At 60.1% G+C, this 22,228-nt stretch carries 21 protein-coding genes and 1 other RNA gene; 10 read left to right on the forward strand and 12 right to left on the reverse strand.

The features are described from left to right. Nucleotides 1-206: 206 nt before the first annotated feature. Both IIY41_RS10840 and IIY41_RS10845 read right to left on the reverse strand, forming a co-directional pair. Nucleotides 207-1,412 (reverse strand): sporulation protein YqfD, encoded by a 1,206-nt coding sequence (locus IIY41_RS10840; RefSeq protein WP_050004415.1) that lies wholly within the window; start codon nucleotides 1,410-1,412, stop codon nucleotides 207-209. Beyond that, nucleotides 1,412-1,723 carry a YabP/YqfC family sporulation protein gene (locus IIY41_RS10845; RefSeq protein WP_009325990.1) on the reverse strand — a complete coding sequence of 104 codons (312 nt, stop codon included), beginning with the start codon at nucleotides 1,721-1,723 and terminating at the stop codon, nucleotides 1,412-1,414. The genes IIY41_RS10840 and IIY41_RS10845 overlap by 1 nt, the downstream gene beginning before the upstream one ends. A 63-nt stretch (nucleotides 1,724-1,786) precedes the next feature. Here IIY41_RS10845 and IIY41_RS10850 point away from each other — a divergent pair, with 63 nt between their 5' ends. Then, nucleotides 1,787-2,947, forward strand: coding sequence for a hypothetical protein (locus tag IIY41_RS10850; protein ID WP_278659603.1), 1,161 nt, complete (start codon nucleotides 1,787-1,789; stop codon nucleotides 2,945-2,947). 80 nt (nucleotides 2,948-3,027) lie between these two features. After that, a complete protein-coding gene (locus IIY41_RS10855; RefSeq protein ID WP_040910291.1) occupies nucleotides 3,028-3,243 on the forward strand; it encodes a hypothetical protein in 216 nt (71 codons plus the stop codon). A 122-nt stretch (nucleotides 3,244-3,365) separates the two neighbouring features. Here the strand turns inward: IIY41_RS10855 and IIY41_RS10860 are convergent, their stop codons facing one another. Then, nucleotides 3,366-4,061, reverse strand: a complete 696-nt coding sequence (locus tag IIY41_RS10860) for a YoaK family protein (protein WP_009325993.1) — start codon at nucleotides 4,059-4,061, stop codon at nucleotides 3,366-3,368. A gap of 180 nt (nucleotides 4,062-4,241) precedes the next feature. Here IIY41_RS10860 and IIY41_RS10865 point away from each other — a divergent pair, with 180 nt between their 5' ends. The 3 genes from IIY41_RS10865 to IIY41_RS10875 are packed head-to-tail and all read left to right on the forward strand — an operon-like array spanning nucleotide 4,242 to nucleotide 5,143. Further along, entirely contained in the window at nucleotides 4,242-4,451 is a 210-nt protein-coding gene (locus IIY41_RS10865; protein WP_009325994.1) for a helix-turn-helix transcriptional regulator, read from the forward strand. 3 nt (nucleotides 4,452-4,454) lie between these two features. Next, nucleotides 4,455-4,922 (forward strand): hypothetical protein, encoded by a 468-nt coding sequence (locus IIY41_RS10870; RefSeq protein WP_119980381.1) that lies wholly within the window; start codon nucleotides 4,455-4,457, stop codon nucleotides 4,920-4,922. Nucleotides 4,923-4,936: 14 nt separating this feature from the next. Next, a complete protein-coding gene (locus tag IIY41_RS10875) occupies nucleotides 4,937-5,143 on the forward strand; it encodes a hypothetical protein (protein ID WP_205484964.1) in 207 nt (68 codons plus the stop codon). 70 nt (nucleotides 5,144-5,213) lie between these two features. Here the strand turns inward: IIY41_RS10875 and IIY41_RS10880 are convergent, their stop codons facing one another. Continuing rightward, nucleotides 5,214-6,950, reverse strand: coding sequence for an ABC transporter ATP-binding protein (locus IIY41_RS10880; protein ID WP_050004419.1), 1,737 nt, complete (start codon nucleotides 6,948-6,950; stop codon nucleotides 5,214-5,216). Next, nucleotides 6,947-8,680: an ABC transporter ATP-binding protein gene (locus tag IIY41_RS10885; RefSeq protein ID WP_287400713.1), complete on the reverse strand. Its 1,734-nt coding sequence runs from the start codon at nucleotides 8,678-8,680 to the stop codon at nucleotides 6,947-6,949. The genes IIY41_RS10880 and IIY41_RS10885 overlap by 4 nt, the downstream gene beginning before the upstream one ends. A 194-nt stretch (nucleotides 8,681-8,874) precedes the next feature. On the opposite strand from IIY41_RS10885, the gene IIY41_RS10890 reads away from it, so the two are divergent. The 4 genes from IIY41_RS10890 to IIY41_RS10905 all read left to right on the forward strand — a co-directional run bounded on the left by IIY41_RS10890 (nucleotide 8,875) and on the right by IIY41_RS10905 (nucleotide 13,495). Further along, on the forward strand, nucleotides 8,875-9,552 hold the full coding sequence (locus IIY41_RS10890; protein ID WP_278886324.1) for a response regulator transcription factor: 678 nt from the start codon (nucleotides 8,875-8,877) through the stop codon (nucleotides 9,550-9,552). Further along, entirely contained in the window at nucleotides 9,549-10,571 is a 1,023-nt protein-coding gene (locus IIY41_RS10895; RefSeq protein WP_287400716.1) for a sensor histidine kinase, read from the forward strand. Before IIY41_RS10890 ends, IIY41_RS10895 begins: the two co-directional genes overlap by 4 nt. A 214-nt stretch (nucleotides 10,572-10,785) precedes the next feature. After that, a complete protein-coding gene (locus IIY41_RS10900; protein ID WP_009326001.1) occupies nucleotides 10,786-11,553 on the forward strand; it encodes an ABC transporter ATP-binding protein in 768 nt (255 codons plus the stop codon). Next, a complete protein-coding gene (locus IIY41_RS10905) occupies nucleotides 11,546-13,495 on the forward strand; it encodes an FtsX-like permease family protein (protein WP_119980376.1) in 1,950 nt (649 codons plus the stop codon). The genes IIY41_RS10900 and IIY41_RS10905 overlap by 8 nt, the downstream gene beginning before the upstream one ends. 240 nt (nucleotides 13,496-13,735) lie before the next feature. On the opposite strand, the gene IIY41_RS10910 is transcribed toward IIY41_RS10905, so the two are convergent. The 6 genes from IIY41_RS10910 to gdhA all read right to left on the reverse strand — a co-directional run bounded on the left by IIY41_RS10910 (nucleotide 13,736) and on the right by gdhA (nucleotide 20,962). After that, entirely contained in the window at nucleotides 13,736-14,221 is a 486-nt protein-coding gene (locus IIY41_RS10910) for a 23S rRNA (pseudouridine(1915)-N(3))-methyltransferase RlmH (RefSeq protein ID WP_009326004.1), read from the reverse strand. A gap of 42 nt (nucleotides 14,222-14,263) precedes the next feature. Beyond that, nucleotides 14,264-15,055 carry an MBL fold metallo-hydrolase gene (locus IIY41_RS10915; protein WP_009326005.1) on the reverse strand — a complete coding sequence of 264 codons (792 nt, stop codon included), beginning with the start codon at nucleotides 15,053-15,055 and terminating at the stop codon, nucleotides 14,264-14,266. A 71-nt stretch (nucleotides 15,056-15,126) separates the two neighbouring features. After that, on the reverse strand, nucleotides 15,127-16,413 hold the full coding sequence (gene murA / locus IIY41_RS10920; RefSeq protein ID WP_009326006.1) for a UDP-N-acetylglucosamine 1-carboxyvinyltransferase: 1,287 nt from the start codon (nucleotides 16,411-16,413) through the stop codon (nucleotides 15,127-15,129). A 363-nt stretch (nucleotides 16,414-16,776) separates the two neighbouring features. Beyond that, nucleotides 16,777-18,396 (reverse strand): peptidoglycan DD-metalloendopeptidase family protein, encoded by a 1,620-nt coding sequence (locus IIY41_RS10925; RefSeq protein WP_287400720.1) that lies wholly within the window; start codon nucleotides 18,394-18,396, stop codon nucleotides 16,777-16,779. 228 nt (nucleotides 18,397-18,624) lie between these two features. After that, entirely contained in the window at nucleotides 18,625-19,515 is an 891-nt protein-coding gene (locus tag IIY41_RS10930; RefSeq protein WP_009326008.1) for an RluA family pseudouridine synthase, read from the reverse strand. A gap of 97 nt (nucleotides 19,516-19,612) precedes the next feature. Continuing rightward, complete coding sequence (gene gdhA, locus IIY41_RS10935; protein WP_009326009.1) at nucleotides 19,613-20,962, reverse strand: NADP-specific glutamate dehydrogenase; 1,350 nt, start codon at nucleotides 20,960-20,962, stop codon at nucleotides 19,613-19,615. Nucleotides 20,963-21,125: 163 nt separating this feature from the next. On the opposite strand from gdhA, the gene rnpB reads away from it, so the two are divergent. After that, nucleotides 21,126-21,466, forward strand: an RNA gene (gene rnpB, locus IIY41_RS10940) — RNase P RNA component class A. Between the two features lie 42 nt (nucleotides 21,467-21,508). Here rnpB and IIY41_RS10945 read toward each other — a convergent pair. Further along, nucleotides 21,509-22,228 (reverse strand): N-acetylmuramoyl-L-alanine amidase (locus IIY41_RS10945; protein WP_287400723.1); only part of this gene is annotated, 720 nt, incomplete at its 5' end.

Below are 22,228 nucleotides of genomic sequence, written 5' to 3' on the forward strand. Positions count from 1 at the left end.
CGCCGCAAAGCGGCTGCAACAAAACAACGCCATGCCGTTGTTTTGCGCGTTTCAACAGCCACAAAGCCCATGCGCGCCAGCGCATCCGGGCATGTCTGCACATGCCCGCGACCGCGCAGCGGTGGCTTTGAGACTATTATAGCATATTTATCAAAATTTAAAAGAGGATTTTGTACATAAGTTCTACAAATTTTTCTGAATTTTTCCTATGAATCTGCACCAATCGTGCTGTCCGGCTCCATGGCCTCCCCCTCATAGGGCACCATTTTCCCGATATCCGCCAGCATGCGCACCCGCAGCGTCAAGGTCACCGCACCGTCTGCTTCCTCAGCAGAGGGCGTTTCTTCCAGCAGCTCATAGTCGCCAAATTCCGCCCGGATGGCGTCCAGAATGCGTGAGCGCGCGATATCCTCCGCCAGCCCGGGCGTCAAATCAAAGGGCACGGCTGCGGCCTGCCGCACCTGCGTTTCCTCCACAAGCGCAGGCAGATGGAATCCGAAAGGGGCCGCCGGGCGGCGCAGCACGCGCTGGGACGCGTTTTCCGGCACATCAAGCTGTGCATAAAGCGAAAGTTCACCCCAGGGAAGGTACAGCTTGTAATAGCTTTTGCTCACGGCTTGGGGCAGTACAGGCTCCACATGCAGCGGCTGGGTATATACATAGCTTTTTTCCACCTCCGCCAGCACCTCGGCCTGAGCATGGGAATAAAGCGGACGTTCATACTGGCTCAGCGTCATACCGCTGACAAGCACCTGGCCCTGGGCCACATACTGGCCCGGCACCACGCGGGGATAGCCGTCCACCAGCTCCAGCCGCCGTATGATGCCGTCGCTCTTTGCCACTACGTTGGTGACCTCCGTGCCGATGGGCTCCGGCACCTTCTCCCGCTGTGTTTTTTCCACCACCAGACGGCCCTGCACAAAATTCAGCGCGACCCAGCCGTATTCTTCCGACCCCACAAACAGTTCGCCCGCCGCGCGCACCAGCTTCTCATTGTTTTGAAACGCACCTTCATAGATTCCCTTTTCAAACAGCTGCGCGCGGGCGGATGCTTCCTGCTCCGGCGTAAAATTGTAAAAGCAGATGTTCCAGATAAGGTTGCGGCACATGCACAGCAGCAGGACGCACAGCACAAGGCCCGCCAGTATCCCCCAACGGTGACGGTATGTGAACAGCGCGAAGTATGCGCCGTATTTCTCCCGCACGCGCAGGCGGCACCGGTTCCGGCGCGCATATTTGTGCATGCGCTTGTAATCCCGCAGAGGCACTGTGGCCAGATAGCCCGTTTGTGTGGGGCGGATATGTTCGACCGGGACGCCCGCGTTCACGCAGTCGTTTAAAAAGCGCTCGCCGCGCCCGCCTGTTACCTCAAAATTCACGCTTCCCATCGCGTACCGCGCCAACCTGTTCATCAACCGCCCTGCACTCCTCCGTAACCAAAATGGATGGAAAACACCTGCCCTCGCACCGTGATGAGCGTTTTTTGGTAAGTGTCCACCACCAGCTCGTTTCCTTCGATCGTAACGCTCAGCTCGCCCATGTCCAGCTTGAGTTTTTCGGCATCGTACTGCAGGATGCTCCGGCAGTTTTCGATTTCCAGCGCGCCGCCGCAATCCACATGCAGCACCGGCCGCCCGTACAGCACGGTCTGCACCGTCTGCGTTCCAAATCCCATCGCGCGGCGAAAGGAGTAGCGCTCGCCCGGTTTCTTTTTCCTGCGCATCAGCCGCCCTCCCTACTATTTGATTCCGGTTCAATCATATATATCAGGGTGGAGGGACGGTTTATGAATATTCTTAAAATAAAACGCGCTCTGGCCGAGCTTGTGTGGACTGGCGCGCTGTTGTTTGCCGCAGCCAGCGTGTTCCTTCGTCCGGGGGCGGCGGCGGGCGGCGTACTGCGCGGGCTGAGCGTATGCTACGAGACGGTCATCCCCGCGCTGTTTCCCTTTCTGGTGCTTTCCCGTCTGCTGCTGGAGAGCCGTGCCGCAAACGCGCTCGGCCTGCTGCTGCGGCCCTATACCCGTTTGCTTGGCCTGCACAGCACAAAGGCCCCCGCAGCCATGCTGTGCGGCGTGCTGGGGGGCTTTGCCGGCGGCGCAAAGGCGGTGGATGTTCTGTACCGCACAGGCGAGTTAACTGCCGCTGAGGCCGCGCTGCTGCTGGTATGTACCATTGGCTCCGGACCGGGGTTCGTCGTCAGCAGCGTAGGCGCGCTGATGTTGGGCAGCGCGGGCGCGGGCTGGCTGCTTTTAGGCGCACAGCTGGGGGCGTCACTTGTCTGCGGGCTGGCCGCCGCACTTTTTGTTCGCCTGCGCAAACGCGGCAGCATGGCGGGCCGTTTCCGGGCCGCCGTGGCCTGCGCAGCGCAAACGGGCAAAGGCATGCCCGCCGGCCGCTGTTCCGTCCCGCAAAAAACACAGCCGGACGCCGTTCCGTCTCACACGGGTTTTGTTCCCGCCGTACGGGACTCGGTCAACGCCATCGTGATGCTGTGCGGCTATGTAACGCTGTTCTCTTTTTTTGCCGCCATTGCTGTCCCCACAGGCGCAGATGCGTCCGTCCGCTTTTGGGCCACGCTGCCTCTGGAGGTCACCAGCGCGTGCCGCGCCGCCTGCGAGACTGCATCCGCCTGGCGCACACAGCTGTGCTGCGCCGCACTCAGTGTAATGGGCGCTTCCGTCTTTCTGCAGGTGCGTGCGCTGCTTGCCCCCCGTATACCGCTGCTGCCGCTGCTGCTGTCCCGTCTGCTGCATTTGCCGCTCTCGCTGCTGCTGTTCGGGCTTTTGGCAAAGCTGTTTCCCATGGCGTTGTCCGCGGGCGCTCAGTGGGACGCCAGCCCTCTTCTGGCCGTGCGCATGCCGCCGGATGTAATGCTGATATTATTCGCCATGGCCGCGCTGGCCTGCGGCGCCTTACCCGTGCCCCGGTATTTACGCCGCCGCTGAAAAGGGGTATAATCAATGCAGGCCGCACAAATGCGCCCCTTCCGCAGCGCGGCCAAGCTCCAGGAAAGGAATTCACTCCCATGTTTACAAAACCGCTGTTCGGCAGGGATATCCCCCCGGCCTGTGAATACTGTTCCCACGTGGTTCGTGCTGCCGATGGTTCGCTGCGCTGTACCCGGCGCGGCGCAGTGCAGCCTTTTGACCACTGCCGTGCCTTTTCTTATGACCCTCTGCGCCGCGTGCCGCGCCGCAGGCCACAGCTCCCCACCTTCAGCCCGGATGATTTTAAGCTGTAAGGACCGCTGCATTTTTACGCGTTTTCCGCACAACATGAAAACAGGCCCGCGCCTGTATCCCGCCCGGCGGCGTGAACCGTTCGGCAGGGTACAGGCGCGGGCCTTTCTGTTTTCAGCTTTCGTCATCTTCCCGCCAGCATCAGCCCGAAAGCCGCCAGCAGCGCGGCGCTGCACGCCCACACGGCGTGTACGCCCCAGGCGCCGGCCAGCACCGCGCCCGCCCAGGCTCCTGCACAGAACACGAGGATGACCGCACAGTACCGAAGCGCCGCACGGCCCGCCGTTTTGTCGCCGTGTGCCCAGGCGAACACATGCTCGCCTGCACTGCGCAAATTGCCCGTGCACATCGTTGTGGCATAAGGCAGGCCCCTCGTGCGCCGAAAACTGTTCACCTGCAGAGAGCAGATGAACGAAACCGTCACATTCACCACAGCGTCCGGCACGCTCCGCGGCACGAATCCCACCGCAAAAACCAGTATTGCCTCCGCCAGCAGCACCACGTGCTGCCAAGCGATATGCTGCGCGTTCGTCAGGCGCGCCTTGAGCCATTCCGTGACGATTACCCCTGCCAAAAACGCCGCTATGGGCAGAAGATAATAAAAGGCCCGCCCGTCCCGCCGGGCGGCGTACAGGGCCATCAGCACCATATTGCCTGTCTGCGCGTTGGCGAACACTCCTCCCCGCAGAAGATAGGTATATGCGTCCAGAAAGCCGCCGGTAAAAGCCAGGCACAGCCCCACACGCAGCATCTCGTGCGCCGGGGCGCGCTCCAATGTTTCGCCTTCACGCCGCAGAAATGCGGCAATGGCATGCAGCATACTGTTCCCCCCTCTCCGGCGGGCCGTGCCCGCCGCTTGCAGACATCATTATAGCACCTTCTTTCCAAAAGAAAAGCGCCTTGAATATGATATTGTTTTTCGCAAAGCTTACTTGACATTTTTTGCAACGCAAACTATACCAAAAGTGCAAAGCCCGCTATACAAAGGAGAGCATGTCCCATGAAGACGAAAATCCCGGAACTGCGCCGTGCGCGCAGGCTGTCGCAGGAGGAGCTTGCCCAGGCCGTGGGTGTGACGCGCCAGACCATTACCTCCATCGAGGTGGGCAAATACACCGCATCTCTGCCTCTTGCCCACAAGCTGGCGCGGTATTTTGGGCTTGCGATTGAGGATGTGTTCGACTTCAGCGACCTGGATGGGGAGGAATGAACGATGATGGAACAGATCACCCTGGAGCAGTTCCGGAGAACAGTGCGCATACGCCTTCGGCTGCTGCGCGTCTTTATCCTTCTGTGCGCCGCAGCGGTGTTCTGCGCGCACTTTTGGGGCCACCGGGGCGGTGTGCCGGGCGCTCGGTTTCCTTATTATGCCGACCTGCTCACCGGCGCGCTTTCCGCGCTGGGCATCTCCGCCGCTTTTATTTGCATCCGCCTTACAAAAATGCTTCGTGACGACGTGCTGCTGCATAAGATGTATACGAAGGCCACCGACGAGCGCGAAGCTCTTTTATGGCAGAAGGCCGGACGGCAGGCGTTCCAGGTCGTTGTGCCCGGGCTCGTGCTTGCGGCGCTGGCCGCGGGCTACTGGAGCGCCACGGTATGCATGACGCTGCTGGGCGCGGCTTTGTTCACGGCCGTCACCACCAAGGCGCTTCGGTTTTATTATATGCGAAAATTCTGAAAGGGGCGTCCGGCATGAACGGCATCGAGGATCGTGTCACTTCCCTGCTCGCCTGGGGCCTGCCCCTGGGCGCGCTGGCCTTCTGCGCCAGCCTTGTGCTGGCATGGTTCGGTGCGCCGGATGGATTCTGGCGCGGCTTTTGGGAGGGAGCGGCAGCTGTGCTCGTGGTTGCGGGGCTTGCCGCGCGGCTGTGGCGCAGCTTCCGCACGCGGGGAAAATAACACCAGCAAAACAGGCGGCCCGGAGCATTTTCCGGGCCGCCTGTTTTTTCGTTTCATCCTCTGCCGTCCGTTATTCCACGGCGAACTGGCTGTTGTACAGGTTTGCGTAAAAGCCCTGCTTCGCCAGCAGCTCGGCATGCGTTCCCTGTTCGATGATATGCCCGGCATTCATCACAAGGATACGGTCCGCAGACTGGATCGTGGACAGCCGGTGCGCCACCACAAAGCTGGTGCGTCCCTGCATCAGCTTTTCAAACGCCTGCTGCACCAGCATTTCGGTGCGGGTGTCGATGCTGGATGTTGCTTCGTCCAGTATGAGCATCTGCGGCTGGCACAGCATGATACGCGCGATGCACAAAAGCTGCTTCTGCCCCGCCGAAAGGTTTCCGCCGCCCGGTGCAATGACGGTATCATATCCCTGCGGCAGACGCTTGATAAAGCCGTGGGCATAAGCGGCTTTCGCCGCGGCCTTTACCTCCTCGTCCGTGGCGTCCGGCTTGCCGTAGGCGATATTCTCGCGCACGGTAGCGCATTTGAGCCAGGTCTCCTGCAGCACCATGCCGTACATGCCCCGCAGCGCACTGCGCCGCAGTTTGGCAATGCTGTTCCCGTCCACGGCGATCTCACCCCGGTCCACCTCGTAAAAGCGCATGAGCAGGTTGATGAGCGTCGTCTTGCCGCATCCCGTCGGCCCCACGATGGCGATGCGCTGGCCCGGCATCACATCCAGGTTAAAATCCTCAATGAGCGGCACCGCCGGAACATAGGCAAAGTCCACATGGCTGGCCGTCACACGGCCCCCGCAGGCCGTGGGGGCAAGGGCGTCCGGCGCATCCGGGCGTTCGGTCGGCTCGTCGATAACGGCGAACAGGCGCTCGGCGCTGGCCACAGCCGTCTGAAGCTGCGTCAGCACGCCCGTCACCTCGTTGAAGGGCTTGGTGTACTGGTTCGCATACGTCAAAAAGCAGCTCAGCTGGCCCACCGTAATGGAACCTCCAATGGCCGAGATCGCGCCGATAACACCTACCGCCGCGTAGACGATGGCATTGACAAAACGCGTGCCCGGATTCGTCACAGAAGAATAAAACACGCTTTTCAGGCCCGTGTCGTACAGCTCATCGCTGATGGCGTCGAACTGTGCGAAACAGCGGTCCTCGTAGCCAAAGGCCTTTACGACGCTCTGCCCGGCAACCATCTCGTTGACAAAACCCGACAGACGGCCCTGCGCAGCGCTCTGCGCCTTGAAAAAGCCTGTTGTGCGCCTGGCAACGAAGCCCGCAAAAGCAATGGACACCGGCGTCACCAAAACCACGACCAGCGCGATGACAGGATTCAGCACAGCCATCACCACAAGCGTGCCCAGAATGGTAGCCACTCCCGGCAAAAGCTGTGTCAGGCCCTGCAGAAGCCCCTCGGCTACAAGATCCGCATCGTTGACCATTCGGCTGATGATGTCGCCGTGCGTGTGGCCGTCGATGTACTTCAGCGGCGTGCGGTTCAGCACGCGGAATGCTTCGCCGCGCATATCATTGGACGCCCTGCTGGAAATCTTGCGGGTGCAGACATTCATTACCCACTGGCTGGCTGCGGCCAGCAGCACCGAAATTCCCAGCAGCGCCAGATAGTACAGTACGCCGCGCAGGTCCACCTGCCCCGGGCCGAGTATGTTGTCGATGGCGCGCCCTGTGAACACCGGCCCAAGCAGGGTAAAAAGCACATACAGCAGCGCGCTGGCGCAAGATGCCGCAAACGCCGCGCGGTAGGGCCGCACGTAGGTGAGGATGCGTTTAACGGTTCTCCGTTTCATACGCCCACCTCCTCTGTTACAATGCCCTGCGAACGGCAAATTTCTCGGTAAACCCCGCAGCTTTCCAAAAGCGCCTCATGGGTGCCGAAACCGCACTGCCGCCCGTCGTCCAGCACAAGGATGCGGTCCGCGTTTTTGATGGTGGACGCCCGCTGAGAGATCATCACGACCGTCATATTTTCCGTCTGCGCCCGCAGCGCGCGGCGCAGCGCCGCATCGGTGGCGTAGTCCAGAGCCGAGGCGGAATCATCCAAAACCAGGATATCCGGCTGCTTCGCCAACGCCCGCGCGATGGTCAGGCGCTGCTTCTGGCCGCCGGAGAGGTTTTTGCCGCCTTCCTCTACGGGAGTATCCAGGCCGTCGGGCTTGCCGCGTACAAAATCGTCGCCCTGGGCCACCTCCAGAGCCTTCCACAGCGCGCTGTCCGGCGCGTTTTCCGCGCCCAGCTGCAAATTGCTGCGCACCGTGCCGCTGAACAGCTGCGCCGCCTGCGGCACAAGACCGATCTTGGCGTGCAGCCGCCGGGAGGTATATTCCCGCACATCCGTGCCGTCCACGCGCACCGCGCCGCCCGTCACGTCGTAGTCCCGCGTCAGCAGGCGCACCAAAGTTGTTTTGCCGCAGCCCGTGCCGCCGATGATTCCCAGCGTCTGGCCCGGCTGTACGGAAAAGCTGACGCCCTCCACGGCGTCCTCGCCCGCGTCCGGATAAGCGAAACGCACGCTTTCAAATTCAATGCGCGGCGCACCGGGCTTCTCCGCGGCGCTTTGGCGCGGCTCCGGCATAGAGCTTTCCTGTGCCAGCACTTCGCTTACGCGCTTCGCGCTGGCCAGCGCCTTCGTGAGGATAACGATGATGTTCGCCAGAACGATGAGCGCCAGCAGCGTCTGCGTCATATAGTTCACCATGGCGATGATCTGGCCCTGCTCGATGCCTCCGTCCTGCGCAAACAGGCCCCCGAACCAGACGATGGCCACAATGGCAAGGTTTGCGATAACCGAAGTGATGGGGTTGAGCGCCGCCGAGAGCTTGCCCACGCGGATGGTAATGTCGGACAGCGTGTCTCCCGCCTGCTGGAACTGTTCAATCTCGCTGTCCTGCTTTGAAAAGGCACGAATGACCCGCGCTCCCTCCAGGTTTTCACCCGCAAGGCGGGAGATAACGTCCTGCTGGCGCTGGATACGGGTGTATTCAGGCAGGCTGCGGCTCATAACGCGGTACAGCACGAACACGATGAGCGGTGTAGAAAGCAGAAACACCAGCGCGATCTTCCAGTTGATGGTAAAGGCCATCACAATGGAGCCGACGGTAAGGAACGGCGCGCGGATGGCCAGGCGGATAAACATGTTCACACCCGTCTGCACCTGATTCACGTCGCTGGTGAGGCGCGTAATGAGCGAGTTCGTGCCCACAGAGCCATACTCGGCCTGGGACAGGCTGAACACATGGCGGAACAGGTCTTTGCGCAGGCTGCGGCCGAAGCCCTGTGCGCACACAGCCGCAAAATACTGGCACGTCAGCGCGCAGGCAAGGCCCACCGCACCCAGCCCAAGCATAAACAGGCCGTGCGCAACGACGTATTTCACGTCGCCGTTTTTAATGCCCACGTCGATGATATTTGCCATCAGCAGCGGCACAAACAGTTCCAGAACGGCCTCCGTCAGCTTGAACAAAGGCCCCAGAACGAGCTGCCTGCGGTAACCGTCAAAATAGCGGAACAGTGCTTTCAAACTTTCACATCCCTTTTCTCAGAAGCGGTTTTCATTCATAGTTATTTTATCACAGCATTGCCCATTTTCAAGAAATGGATATTCTTTTTTCCAAAATTGAGGAATCAGGCCCTTCTGCCGCGTTACAAGAACGACGTATTTTTCAGGCATACCGCAATGCACGGCGCCCCGCAGGGCGGAAAGGAGAGCGACAGATGTATAAAATACTGCTTGTGGAGGACGACCCCACCATTACCGAGGTGCTGGAGCGCCAGCTTGCAAAATGGGGCTATGAAGCATCTCATGTAACAGATTTCCAACACGTTCTGGAAACGTTTGTTCAGCAAGCGCCCCACCTTGTTCTGCTGGACATTTCGCTTCCCTTTTACGACGGCTATCACTGGTGCGGCGAGATCCGCAAAATCAGTAAAACGCCCGTGCTGTTCATCTCCTCCGCCAGCGACAACATGAACCTTGTGATGGCGCTGAACATGGGCGGGGACGATTTCCTGGCCAAGCCCTTTGACCTGAACGTGGCCATTGCCAAAATCGAGGCGCTTCTGCGCCGCACATACGATTTCGGCGCCGGTGTAAACGCACTGGCCTGCCGCGGTGCGGTGCTGGATCTAAAAGACGCCTCGCTGCACTACAACGGCCAAAAGCTGGAGCTGACGAAAAACGAGTTCCGCATTTTGCAGCTTCTGTTCGAGCGCCGGGGCCGCACGGTTCCCAGGGAGGACATCATGCAGGCCTTGTGGGAAAGCGACAGCTTCATCGACGACAATACCCTCACGGTTAACGTGGCGCGCCTGCGTGCCCATCTGGCGGAAATCGGCCTGGAGGGGTTCATCCGCACACAGAAGGGCCTGGGTTACCTGGTGGATGAGACATGACGGGCGCACGGGAGCTTCTGCCTGTATTTTTCAGCTACTGCCGCCGCATGCTCCGGGCGTTCCTGCTGGTGGCGCTGGGCGGCGCCACGCTGTTCGTGGTGACCATTCTGTACCGCGCGCCGCTGGAGCTGCCCCTATACACATGCTGCCTTGTAGGCGCTGTGGGAGCCGTGTTCTTCTTTTCCGGCTTTGCCCGGTATTACCGCCGGCATGCCGCGCTGCGCATGCTGCGTGCCCAGTGCGCCACCAAGCTGGCGGCGCTGCCTGCACCCCGGGATATTTTGGAGAAAGACTATGGCGATATCATTGCCGCTCTGGAGCGCAACCGTCTTTCTGCCGCGGCGGACGCCGCCCACCGCGAAGCCGATGCGACGGAATATTATACGCTTTGGTCCCACCAGATCAAAACCCCGCTGGCGGCCATGCGCCTTCTGCTGCAGGAAAGCCCGGATATCCCTGGCCGCAGCGCCTTTGCCCAGGAGCTGTTCAAGGCCGAACAGTATGTGGACATGGTGCTGGGCTATCTGCGCATCGGTTCTATCCATGCCGATCTCTCGCCACAGGAGGTCCCTTTGGAGGTCCTTGTGCGGGAGAGCGTAAAAAAGGTGTCCACTCTGTTCATCCATCAGAAAAGCACAACGCTGCAGATCAGCTCCCTGCCGGGCACGGTCCTCACGGATAAAAAATGGTTCTCCTTTGTGCTGGAACAGATCCTTACCAACGCGGCCAAGTACACGCCGCGCGGCACGGTGCGTGTGTATCTGGCCAAGGACTCGCCCGATACGCTGGTCGTCGAGGACACGGGCCTTGGCATCCGCGCAGAGGATCTGCCCCGTATTTTCGAGCGCGGCTTTACCGGCTACAACGGGCGCGGCGGCCAGCGCAGTACAGGGCTGGGCCTGTATCTGTGCCATGAGGTGCTGCAAAAGCTGGGGCACACGATCTCCATCCGCTCCGAGCCGGGAAAAGGGACGGCGGTGTGCATCTGCTTTGCCCGCGGCACGCTGGTGGTGGAGTAATCGCTTCGGCGCACGGCAGGCGTTCAGCGTCTGGCGCGCGCCGTTTTTGTCTGCTGCCGCAGGTGCGTTCCTTACGGTTTTGTAAGCCGGAACGCGCCAATCGTAAGCGTATGTTATGGCAGGCGTGGCGGACAGGATACTATAATGAAAGCACACCGGAGATCCGGAACGGCGCGGGCGGACATCCGGCGCTATTTTTTGAGGAGGCTGCTTTATGCCATTGCTTGAAGTTGAACACTTACAAAAGGTATATACCGCGCGCTTCGGCGCAGTACAGGTAGAGGCCCTGCGGGACGTGAATTTCACCGTGGAGGAGGGCGAATACGTCGCCATCATGGGCGAGAGCGGCAGCGGGAAAACCACTCTGCTGAACATCCTTGCCGCGCTGGACAAGCCCACCAGCGGCGCGGTGCGCCTTTCGGGCGGGGATATCACAAAAATCAAGGACAGCAAAATGTCCCAGTTCCGGCGTGAGCATCTGGGCTTCGTGTTCCAGGATTTCAACCTGCTGGATACGTTCAGCCTGCGGGACAATATCTTTCTTCCGCTTGTGCTCTCGCACAAGGGCCACGCTGAAATGGCCGCCCGCCTTGCGCCCATCGCGCGGCAGCTCGGCATTGAAGCTCTGCTGGACAAGTACCCTTACGAAGTCTCCGGCGGGCAGAAACAGCGCGCAGCCGTGGCCCGCGCGCTTATCACAAAGCCGGAAATTGTGCTGGCGGACGAGCCTACAGGCGCGCTGGATTCCAAGGCGACCACAAAGCTGCTGCGCATGTTCGGCGAGATCAACCGCGGCGGCCAGACCATATTGATGGTGACGCACTCCACGCGGGCGGCCAGCCATGCGGGCCGTGTGCTGTTCATCAAGGACGGCGTGGTGTTCCATCAGCTTTACCGCGGCAATATGACAAGCGACGAGATGTTCGCCAAGATCGGCGATACGCTCACCATGCTGACGACGGGAGGGGCGGACCGTGGCTAACGCGCTTTACCCCAAACTGGCGCTGACGAACCTTGGCAAAAACAAAAGCACCTACTTTCCCTATATGCTCACCAGTATCGTATGCATCATGACGTACTATATCATGCAGTCCATCGCCATGAACGAGGGGCTGATGGAGGTGCCCGGCGCCGCCATCGCCATGACCATCTTTTTTCTGGGCACGGGCATTATTGCTGTTTTCTGCATTGCGCTGATGTTCTACACCAACAGCTTTCTCATCAAGCGGCGCAAAAAGGAACTCGGCCTTTACTGTGTACTGGGCATGGAAAAGCGGCACGTTGCGCTGGTTTTGTTTTTTGAAACGCTGTTCACCGCAATTGCGTGTCTGGCGCTGGGACTTGTGTTCGGCGTATTATTCTCAAAGCTGCTGTTCATGGCGCTGCTGTATCTGCTGGATTTCGCAACGCCGCTGGCGTTCTCCGTCTCGGTGCCGTCACTCATCACCACTGTGGTGCTGTTCGCGTGCATCTACGGCGCGACACTGCTGTACAACATGGTGCACATCCGCCTTGCCAACCCGGTGGAGCTGCTCCACGGCGGGCAGAAAGGCGAAAAAGAGCCAAAAACCTCCTGGCTTCTCACCTTTGCGGGCCTGGCCGCGCTGGCAGGCGGCTATTTTATCGCCGTATATTTCAAAAGCCCGCTGAATGCGCTTTTGCTGTTTTTTGTCGCTGTATTCCTTGTCATTCTGGGTACGTTCTGCCTGTTCACCGCCGGCAGCATCGCGCTGCTGAAAGCCTTGCGGCGCCGCAGGAATTTCTATTACAGGCCCAACAACTTCATTGCCGTCTCCGGCATGATGTACCGCATGAAGCAGAACGCCGCCGGCCTTGCGGCCATCTGCATCCTTTCTACGATGGTGCTCGTCACGATCTCTACTACCGTAAGCCTGTACATGGGGCGCAATGACATGGTGACAAGCATGTACCCCAGAGAAATTTGCAGCAATTCTACCGCAGCGGAAAATGCGCCGGCGGTTCAGGATGCTTTTGCACAAAGCACCCGGGCGCTGGGCCTGGAAATCAAAAATCCCATCGCCGGCCGCAGCCGTAGCCTTAATGTAATTTCTGTCGACGGTTCCTACGAAGACGCGCCTGCTTCGGTGAGTTCCGGGGAGGTTGTTGCGGTCTCACTTGTCCCTCTTTCAGACTATAATTCTACTTTCGGCACAAACTTCCAGCTCGCTTCCGGCGAAGCCCTTGCCTATCCCACGGGAAACTTTGTGCTTTCGGATACCGTTACTCTCGGCGGGCAGGCTGTTCATATCGCACAGCGGCTGGACGAGAGCCCTTATATCGGCTCCGGCAACTACACCGCCATAACCGGCCTTATCCTCGTTGTTCCGGATGAAGAAGCCACTTCCCTGTACCGTGCCATGGGCGGAACGCAGGAACAGTTCGCTTACAGCGCCGCCTTCGACGTGGACGCCACGCCGGAGCAGATCGCCGCATTGCAGGAGGATCTATGGACGCGGCTTAACGGTATCTGCGGCATTTATGCCCGCTCCGAGCTATATACCGAGTGGAACGCCATGTACGGCAGCTTCCTGTTCCTTGGCATCTTCCTGGGGTGCCTGTTCCTGATGGCCACGGTGCTGATCATCTACTACAAACAAATCAGCGAGGGCTATGAGGATCACGACCGGTTCCGCATCATGCAGCAGGTGGGCATGAGCCGGAAAGAGGTCAAACGCGCCATCAACAAACAGATATTGCTGGTGTTTTTCCTGCCGCTGCTCATGGCTGCGCTGCATATGGTGTTCGCCTTTGAGATCATCTGCAACATGCTTCTTGTGTTCGGAATGGTGAACCGGCTTTTGTTCTTCGGCTGCACGGCCGTCACATTTCTCATTTTCGCCGCCGCGTATGTGGTGGTATACCGCATTACCGCGCGTACCTATTACCGCCTTGTGGAGGCGTGACGCCTCTTTGCTCCACTTCAAAACGAAAGGATGAAGCCCTCTATGAAAACCTTTGGAAAATGCATCCTCGCCCTGCTGGGCGTTGCCGTCCTGCTGTTCTGCATCGGCAAAATGAAAGCGCCCGACGAAGCGCTCGCCTACCGGGAGCGCCGTCCGGATTAACGCCCGGAGCGGCAGCCGCAAAAAGCGCCCCGCACATCGGTCCGGTGTCCGTCCGGCCGTGCGCGGGGCGCTTTTGGGTCACTTGTGGTATTTTCCGCCGTGGTTGATGGAAAACGCGCGGTAAAGCTGCTCCAGCAGCATCACCCGCGCAAGCTGGTGCGGGAATGTCATTTTGCTCATGGAAAGCCGCAGAGACGCCGTCTGCTTTACGCTGTCCGCAAGCCCGTGGGACGAGCCGATCACGAACGCCACGTCCCCCGCGCCGCTGCCCGCGCGCTCGTCCAGATACGCGGCCAGCTCCTCGCTGGTTTTTTGTTTTCCTTCGACGCACAGCGCCGCCAGGCCGCTGCCCTTGGGCACGGCAGCCAGAATGGCGCGCGCCTCTTTTTCCAGCGCCTTGCCGATGACGGCGGGCGAAGCGTTTTTTTCCGCAATGGGCTCCTCCGGCAGCTCCACGATGTTCAGCCTGCAATAGGCTGAAAGACGCTTTGCATATTCGGCGGCGGCCTTTGCGTAATAATCCGCGTTCAGCTTCCCCAGCGCGATGAGCGTAATGGTCTGCACAATGCTTCCCTCCTGTTATCCGGCGGCCGCCGCACGGCGCGCCTAAAATTCAATGATGGGCGATACCTCGTGGCGGCGCGCCGCATTCACAACGCAGTCCCGCCCCGGCACAACGCCCGCGCCCAGCAGCGCGGCGCGCACGCTTTCCAGCGCAAGCTCCGGGGTATTGTTCTCCTGGCTGATATGGCACAGCGCGAACCTTTCACATCCGTTCTCCAGCAGACGCACCAGCGTGGCCGCGTTCTCCTCATTGCACAGATGCCCGCGCTGGGACGCAATGCGCGTTTTCAGATAATATGGATACGGCCCCGTCATGAGCATATTATAATCATAATTGGCTTCCAGCGCCACCACATCCGCCAGCAAGAGGTTCGCCAGCACCTCGTCGCTCACATAGCCAAGGTCTGTTGCGACGCCTGCCACCCGGCCCAAAGGCGTGGTGATGCGGTAACCCCGGCAGGCCACAGAGTCGTGGCTCGTTTCAAAGCTCTGCACCGCAAAACCGCACACGTCCTCGGTGCGGCCGTCGATGTCTATCAATTCCGCGCCCGGCGGCACAAGGCCCCGGCAAGCCAGATAATCCAGCGTGGCCGCGCTGCCGTACACCGGCACAGGGTGATATTTTAAAAAGATGGCAAGACCGCTCACATGGTCCGAATGCTCGTGGGTGACAAGGATGCCGCCCAGGTCCGCCAGCGGCAGCCCCAACCCTTTCAGCGCGTTCTGCGTCATGCGGCAGCTCTTGCCCATATCCACCAGTAAGTAACGGCCGTTTTCCTCCACCAGGGCGCTATTGCCCGAGGAACCGGAATACAGCGTGGTAAAACGCGCCATGCGCAGCCTCCCTTTTAACATTCAAAAACGGAAGGAGCCGAAACGCTCCTTCCGTTCTGCTTTTTGTAAGCTTACAGCGCAGCCTGCCGCAGCACGCCCGCGGGCTTTTCCACCCGCTTGATGTCCGCGCCGAGCCCCCGCAGCTTTTCCACGATATCCTCGTAGCCGCGTTCGATGTGGCAGATCTCGTCCACTTCGGAAACGCCGTCCGCCGCCAGCGCCGCAACCACGAGTGCCGCGCCCGCGCGCAGGTCCGCCGCGCGCATGGGGGCCGGCAGCAGCTCCTGCACGCCCTCAATCACAGCCACGCGCCCGTCCACCTGGATGTTCGCGCCCATACGGGTCAGCTCATCCACATAACGAAAACGGTTTTCCCAAATCCCTTCGGTGATGATGGACGTCCCCTTTGCCAATGTGAGCAGCACGGTCATCAGCGGCTGCATATCGGTGGGGAAACCGGGATGCGGCATTGTTTTGATATTCAGCGGCTCCAGGTCGCCCGTGCGGTACACCCGCAGGGAATCGTCGAACTCCTCAATGGTGGCGCCCGCCTTTTCCAGCTTGCTGGTGATAGGTTCCAGATGCTTGGGGATGACATTTTTGATGAGTACGTTGCCGCCTGTAATCGTGGCGGCAACCATGTAACTACCCGCCTCGATCTGGTCCGGGATGATGGAATAGGTGCAGCCGTGCATCTGCTTGACGCCTCGGATCTTGATGACGTCGGTGCCCGCGCCGCGCACGTCCGCGCCCATCATATTCAAAAAGTTGGCAACGTCAACAATGTGGGGCTCTTTGGCCACGTTTTCCAGCACGGTCTGGCCCTCGGCCATCACAGCCGCCAGCATGGCGTTGATGGTGGCGCCCACCGAAACGGTATCGAAAAACACGTCCTCGCCGCGCAGGCTGTCGGACTCCACACTGATCATACCGTATTCCACCGAGTCCTTCGCGCCGAGGGCTACAAACGCCTTGAGGTGCTGGTCGATGGGGCGCGGGCCGAGATTACAGCCGCCGGGCATGGCCACGGTGGCTTTGCCGAAACGGCCCAGCAGCGCGCCCAGAAAATAATAAGAGGCGCGCATCTGGCGCGAAAGCTCGTTGGGCACACTGGTGGCGGTGATATGGGCGGTGTCAATCTCCAGCGTGTGCTTGTTGATGACGCGCACATGCGCGCCCATGGCGCTGAGGATGTCCACAGAGGCACTGACGTCGCTGATATTGGGCAGGTTCTCGATCACACATTTACCGCCTGCAAGAATGGTGGCCGGCAGGATGGCGACCGCCGCATTTTTCGCGCCGCTGATCTCGACTTCGCCCACCAGCGGTTTACCGCCGTGAATGACAAACTTTTCCAATAGACGTACTCTCCTTTGAGCGTTCTTTATAGGATCGGGCCGAAAGGCCGCGCATAGAGCGCATGGTAACTCTTTTAGTATACACTAATTTTGCACAGATTAAAAGCATAAATGCATATTCGACAGGATTTGGCACAAATTAACTGAACGTGCGGAAAGGCTCTGTCACAACCGCACTTATTATATCCATTTGCCAGGCTTTTTGCAACAAAAACGGCATGATTCGTCAATTTTTTGTCACCAATGTAAAGGCCGGGCGCTGTACGCCCGGCCTTGTGTGTTCACGAACGGCACTCGGTCAATTCTCCGCGCGCCTACGCCGCCTAAGCGGGGAAGCACGCCGGTGAATTGCGTGGTGTATCCTTAAGGCATGACATACCTTCGGGTATCTGTCCACTGGCCATTCACCTGGATCTCAAAATGGCAGTGGTTGCCCGTAGAATACCCTGTGGAACCCACGCGTGCGATAGGCTGGCCCTTCACTACATATTCACCCTGCTGCACCAGAAGCTCGGAGCAGTGCGCATACACAGTGGCGAAGCCGTTGCCATGGTCGACCTTGACAAATTTTCCGTACGTCCACCATGCCGTGCCGCGCGCGTCTGTCGCAACTTCCACCACGCCGTTATCCGCCGCAACAATGGTCGTACCGTAACGCGCCGTGATATCCGCCCCGCGGTGATAGCGTGAGGCCCAGCGGCTGATGCCCTTATAATCTGGTACCGGCCAGGTGAATTCACCTGTCGCCGGGTCTCCCGCAGTGCCGCCGTAGGGGTTATACGTGCCGTACCGCGTGATCTGCGGCACCGCCTCCACCAGCACGGTCGGCTCACGCGTCTGAATGCGCTGTACCTCCTGGCCGTCGATATAAACGACGTCCTCGTTTACTTCCTCCAGGCCCGGTGAAGCCTCCTGCTCCACCACTTCGCGGCCCCACTCCAGCTCGAGGTCATTGATGACCTGCGGCTCGGCCGCAGTTTCAACGGTGCGGGTCACATTCTGCACCGCCTGCACGCCCAGCATATCCCAGCCCACCAGGATATTGCCGTCGGAAAGCTCCACGGGAGCCGTTCCGTGCAGGCGCGCCAGCAGATCGTCCAGTGTGACAATGGTGCTGGTGAAATACAGGCCTGGCTTAAGTTCCACATTTTGCTGGAACTCCACACGCCAGCTGTCGTCATTTTCATGTCCTTCGTAAAGAGGCTCTTTCAGAGCCTCCAGCGCCTGTGTCAACGCGGCGGAATCCGCCGTAACGCCGATGAACTCCGTATTGACATAGACGCCTGTCGCCTCGCGGAATTCAGCAGATGATGTCTCGATGATGCGGTCCGTCAGTTCGCCTTGGGAATACAGCGCCGCCTGATCCACAATGGTGAGCGTATATTCCGGGCGCGCTTTCCAGTCCTCGCCCGTGTCCACATTCTGGATGCGGTCCAGAATATCCGCGTGCGCCGCATCATAAACGCTTTCGTTGGCAATGAAGCCCACGAATTCGCCGCGGAATTCCACCCGCAGTGCAAAAGTAGAGGACAGAACACCGTCCACGGTAACGAGCAGCACGCCCAGCGCGGCCGCAGGCAGCAGATACGCCAGACCGCGCAGGAGCAGGTGCTTGTACGCCAAAACGCCGCGGAAGAAATAGGCAAGTCCTTTGCCCGCCGGCGAGCCGCCGGCCTCCCGTTCTTCACGCACTACCTGGCGGATGTTGCGCAGCCCGCTGCGCATCTGCCGCCAGGGGGCGCGCAGATCCTCCCATACAGCGGCAAAAAACGGCCGCAGAATATTGGCGCCCAGCGCCAGCATCCAGCACACGCCGTGCCAGAGCGCCAGTACGGCGGCGCGTGCGCCGCGGCCGAAGTTCAGCAGAAAATATTCCGAATGAAGGCCGACATAATAAAACAGGCGGCCGATCAAATGCAGGAAAGCGCGCACGGATATCTCGTCGTCCGGGATATACCTGCGCCAGCGTTTCCTTGCAGCCATACGCCCCCTCCTTTCCGGGTCTCCGTGGGGATATGCCAGCCGCGCAAAGCGCGGTGCAGAAACAGGCAAATGTCCGGTTCCATCTGCATCCCCGGCACAGGAGCGCCGGTCAGAGCGGGGGTCCGAACTTTATTATTATACACTATTTTGCCCACGATGCAAGTTTAATCCCTTTCCAGCGCGGCGACGCATACCTTTTTTCACATTTGTATCAACACACGGAAGGGGTCAAATGCCGAAATCTTCCGCCCGGATGCCGCACGCCGCCAGCAGCGCACGCATGTCTTCGGGCAGCGGCGCGTGCACTGTGTGCGCCGCATTCTCCCCCGGCAGGCCAAACGATACCGCGCCGCAGTGCAGCGCCGGGCGCGCCATGTGCTCCGGACATCCGCCGTACATGCCGTCGCCCGCCAGCGGATGCCCCCGGGACGCGAAATGCACACGGATCTGATGTGTGCGCCCCGTGACGGGCACCACCCGCAGCAGTGTGTGCCCTCCGCCCCGTGCCAGCACCCGGTATTCCGTGCGGCTGGGCCGCCCCCGGCCGCACACGCACCGCTGAATGATAGACCCGTGCGCCAGCGCAATGGGCGCGTCGATGGCGCCCTCCTCCCCGTCCACCAGCCCCTCGGCCACGGCATAGTACACTTTTTGCACCGCGGCGGCCAGCAGCGGCGCGGCATAGGCGTTCATCGCGCACAGCACAAGGCCGGAGGTTCCCCTGTCCAGCCGGTTCACCGGACGGAACACGGCCGCGCTGCCCCGCGCGGCCATCCGGCCGCGGAAAGCATTGGCCAGCGTGCCGTCCGCATACCCCCGGGTGGGGTGTACCGTTTGTCCCGCGGGCTTGTTCAGCACCATTGCATGGGCATCCTCATACAGGATATCCAGCGGCAGCGCCTGGGGCAGCACCTCCGTAGGAGGCTCCGGAGGCAGCGCAAAGGAAATCCGCTGGCCCGCTGAAAGGCGCATATCCGTGTGTACGGGCGCGCCGTCCCGGAAAAAGCCGTCCGAGGCCTTCACGCCCTTGGCCAGCGCTGCCGAAACACCGCGTTTGCGCAGAAAGTCCCGCAGCAGCATACCGTTTTCCTTTTGCTCCACCGTAAATTCCAGCGTCATGCGCTCCGCTCCTTTCCCATGGATGCCCCGCCGTCCCGGCAGGCAAAAAACAGGGGCCGCTCTGTGCGGCCCCTGCCCGGTTTTGTACGGTTGATGCTTAATACGCAATACCCTCGGCGAGCATGGCGTCGGCCACCTTGATAAAGCCCGCCACGTTGGCGCCCACCATCAGGTTTCCTTCCGCACCGCATGCCTTGGAGGCGTCATAAGCATTGTGGAAAATATTCTTCATGATATTCTGCAAACGCTCGTCCACTTCCTCGAATGTCCAGGACAGGCGCAGAGAGTTCTGGCTCATCTCCAGGCCGCTGGTGGCCACGCCGCCCGCGTTGGCGGCCTTGGCCGGGCCGTAGAGCATGCCGTTTTCCAGATACACGTTGATCGCCTCCGGCGTGGAGGGCATGTTCGCGCCCTCGCACACTACCTTGCAGCCATTTGCGGCAAGCAGCTTGGCGCTGGCCTCGTCGATCTCATTCTGCGTGGCGCAGGGCAGCGCGATATCGCAGGGGATGCTCCAGATGCCGCTGCAGCCTTCGTGATACTCGGCGGCGGGCACCGCCTTAACATACTCGGAGATGCGGGCACGGCGGGCCAGCTTGATCTCCTTCACCACATCCAGGTCGATGCCGTTTTTGTCGTAGACATAGCCCGTGGAATCGGACAAAGCCACGACCTTGCCGCCCAGCTGGGTAGCTTTCTCCGTGGCGTAGATGGCCACGTTGCCGCTGCCGGAGATCACCACCGTTTTGCCCTTAAAGCTGTCGTTTTTCATGCAGTTGAGGGCTTCCTCGGTAAAGTAACACAGGCCGTAGCCGGTGGCCTCCGGACGCACCAGGCTGCCGCCGTAGGAAAGGCCCTTGCCCGTCAGCACGCCCGTCACTTCGTTGCGCAGGCGTTTGTACTGGCCGAACATATAACCGATCTCCCGCGCGCCCACGCCGATGTCTCCGGCGGGCACGTCGGTAAACTGGCCGATATGCTTGGAAAGCTCCGTCATAAAGCTCTGGCAGAAACGCATGATCTCTGCGTCGGATCTGCCTTTCGGGTCAAAATCGCTGCCGCCCTTGCCGCCGCCCATGGGCAGGCCCGTAAGGCTGTTTTTGAACACCTGCTCAAAGCCCAGGAACTTAATGACGGACGCCGTGACGGAAGGATGCAGGCGCAGGCCGCCCTTGTACGGGCCGATGGCGGAGTTGAACTGCACGCGGTAGCCGCGGTTCACATGCACCTTGCCCGCGTCGTCCACCCAGGAAACACGGAACTGAATGAAGCGTTCCGGCTCCACCATACGCTCCAGAATGCCTTGCTGTTCCAATTCGGGATGCTTTTCCACATAAGCCTCCAGGCTCTCCAGCACCTCGCGCACAGCCTGCAAAAATTCGGTTTCGCCCGCGCTGCGCCCGCTTACTTCGTCATACACGCGCGCCAGATAATCGTTTTTAAACATAATCTTTCCCCTTTTCCTATTGCCCGCGCCCAAGGCGCGGATATTTATAAATTCCCATACATAAAATTATACCCATTAAATGGCATTTTTTCAAGAGAAAATTGCAGTTTGTGCGCCGGTGTTGCAAATGCTGCAAAATGTGTGCTATACTAAGATGCCCAAACGAGTAAAACATACGGCGGCGGGGCGTTTCACGCGCTCTGAGGAAAGTCCGGGCTCCACAAGGGAATGGTAACTGCTAACGGCAGCCGGGGGTGACCCCAGGGATAGTGCAACAGAAATAGACTACCCGCGTTTTGCGCGGGAAAAGGTGGAAAGGTGCGGTAAGAGCGCACCAGCGCGCTTGGTGACTTGCGCGGCTCTGTAAACCCTACCAGGAGCAACGCCCATATGGGAACTATGCGTGCCCTGCGCGTTCCCGGAGGCGGCTGGAGCTGCATGGCAACATGCAGTCGAGATAGATCGTCGTTTAATACAGAACCCGGCTTACGGTTTAGTCGTTTGGGCAAAAAAGCCCCCGCTGTTCGCAGCGGGGGCTTTTTTGCATCATGTCCCGGGCAGCGGCTCGGTGCCGAAATATTCACAAATGGCTTCGTAATACAGCCGGGCTGCGCGCCTGCAGCCGTCGTCCGTTCCCCAGGCCGCCACATCGGCCTCGCTGGTAACAAAGCACTGCTCCACCAGTACGGCGGGACAATCTGTTTTTTCCAAAAGGCCAAAGGTCTGCTCGGAGTAAACGGTGCTGTCGCTCTCCTCCACCACCTGCTTTTCGTAGCCGCTTTCATCGTCGCCCGCATAGTAGATGTAACGCACGCCCGCGTTGCCGCGCAGGCGCTGGCCCGCCGCGCCGAATTTATCGGCAATGAGATGCGCAAGGCGCAGCGAATCCTCATGATGGGTGCGCCCCGGCGGCTGCGGATAGCATTCCAGGCCATAGGAATCAGAGGAATAAGGGTCTGAATTGCCGTGCACGGAGAGCAGCAGCGAAGCGCCTGCGCTGTTTGCCGCGGCCGCGCGCTCGGTGTTTTTGGAAAATGTATCCGCCGCGTGGGTGCGCACGGGCGTATAATTCTCGTCCTGGGTGAGCCAACCCTCCAGATATCCGATCGTTGCTTCTGTGAGCTGGATCTCGTTGATAACGCCTTCCGCGCCGATGTCGGTGCCGCCGTGGCCCGCGTCGATGGCAATGGTATAGGGCGGGCCCTCATGGGGCGCCGCGGCCGTGGGTAGAGCCGCGCTCTGCCCGGCGGCGCCGCCCGCCGTCCC

The sequence above is a fragment of the Ruthenibacterium sp. genome (assembly GCF_017421385.1).
In the GTDB taxonomy this organism is placed as follows: Bacteria; Bacillota; Clostridia; order Oscillospirales; family Ruminococcaceae; genus Ruthenibacterium; species Ruthenibacterium lactatiformans.

Coding starts and splice junctions, on each gene's coding strand:
- IIY41_RS10895 (WP_287400716.1), top strand. CDS start 9,549: ATGACGGGCGCACGGGAGCTTCTGCCTGTATTTTTCAGCTACTGCCGC.
- IIY41_RS10855 (WP_040910291.1), top strand. CDS start 3,028: ATGTTTACAAAACCGCTGTTCGGCAGGGATATCCCCCCGGCCTGTGAA.
- IIY41_RS10925 (WP_287400720.1), bottom strand. CDS start 18,396: ATGGCTGCAAGGAAACGCTGGCGCAGGTATATCCCGGACGACGAGATA.
- IIY41_RS10860 (WP_009325993.1), bottom strand. CDS start 4,061: ATGCTGCATGCCATTGCCGCATTTCTGCGGCGTGAAGGCGAAACATTG.
- IIY41_RS10850 (WP_278659603.1), top strand. CDS start 1,787: ATGAATATTCTTAAAATAAAACGCGCTCTGGCCGAGCTTGTGTGGACT.
- IIY41_RS10845 (WP_009325990.1), bottom strand. CDS start 1,723: ATGCGCAGGAAAAAGAAACCGGGCGAGCGCTACTCCTTTCGCCGCGCG.
- gdhA (WP_009326009.1), bottom strand. CDS start 20,962: ATGTTTAAAAACGATTATCTGGCGCGCGTGTATGACGAAGTAAGCGGG.
- IIY41_RS10865 (WP_009325994.1), top strand. CDS start 4,242: ATGAAGACGAAAATCCCGGAACTGCGCCGTGCGCGCAGGCTGTCGCAG.
- IIY41_RS10915 (WP_009326005.1), bottom strand. CDS start 15,055: ATGGCGCGTTTTACCACGCTGTATTCCGGTTCCTCGGGCAATAGCGCC.
- IIY41_RS10875 (WP_205484964.1), top strand. CDS start 4,937: ATGAACGGCATCGAGGATCGTGTCACTTCCCTGCTCGCCTGGGGCCTG.
- IIY41_RS10840 (WP_050004415.1), bottom strand. CDS start 1,412: ATGAACAGGTTGGCGCGGTACGCGATGGGAAGCGTGAATTTTGAGGTA.
- IIY41_RS10870 (WP_119980381.1), top strand. CDS start 4,455: ATGATGGAACAGATCACCCTGGAGCAGTTCCGGAGAACAGTGCGCATA.
- IIY41_RS10880 (WP_050004419.1), bottom strand. CDS start 6,950: ATGAAACGGAGAACCGTTAAACGCATCCTCACCTACGTGCGGCCCTAC.
- IIY41_RS10900 (WP_009326001.1), top strand. CDS start 10,786: ATGCCATTGCTTGAAGTTGAACACTTACAAAAGGTATATACCGCGCGC.
- IIY41_RS10930 (WP_009326008.1), bottom strand. CDS start 19,515: ATGACGCTGGAATTTACGGTGGAGCAAAAGGAAAACGGTATGCTGCTG.
- IIY41_RS10890 (WP_278886324.1), top strand. CDS start 8,875: ATGTATAAAATACTGCTTGTGGAGGACGACCCCACCATTACCGAGGTG.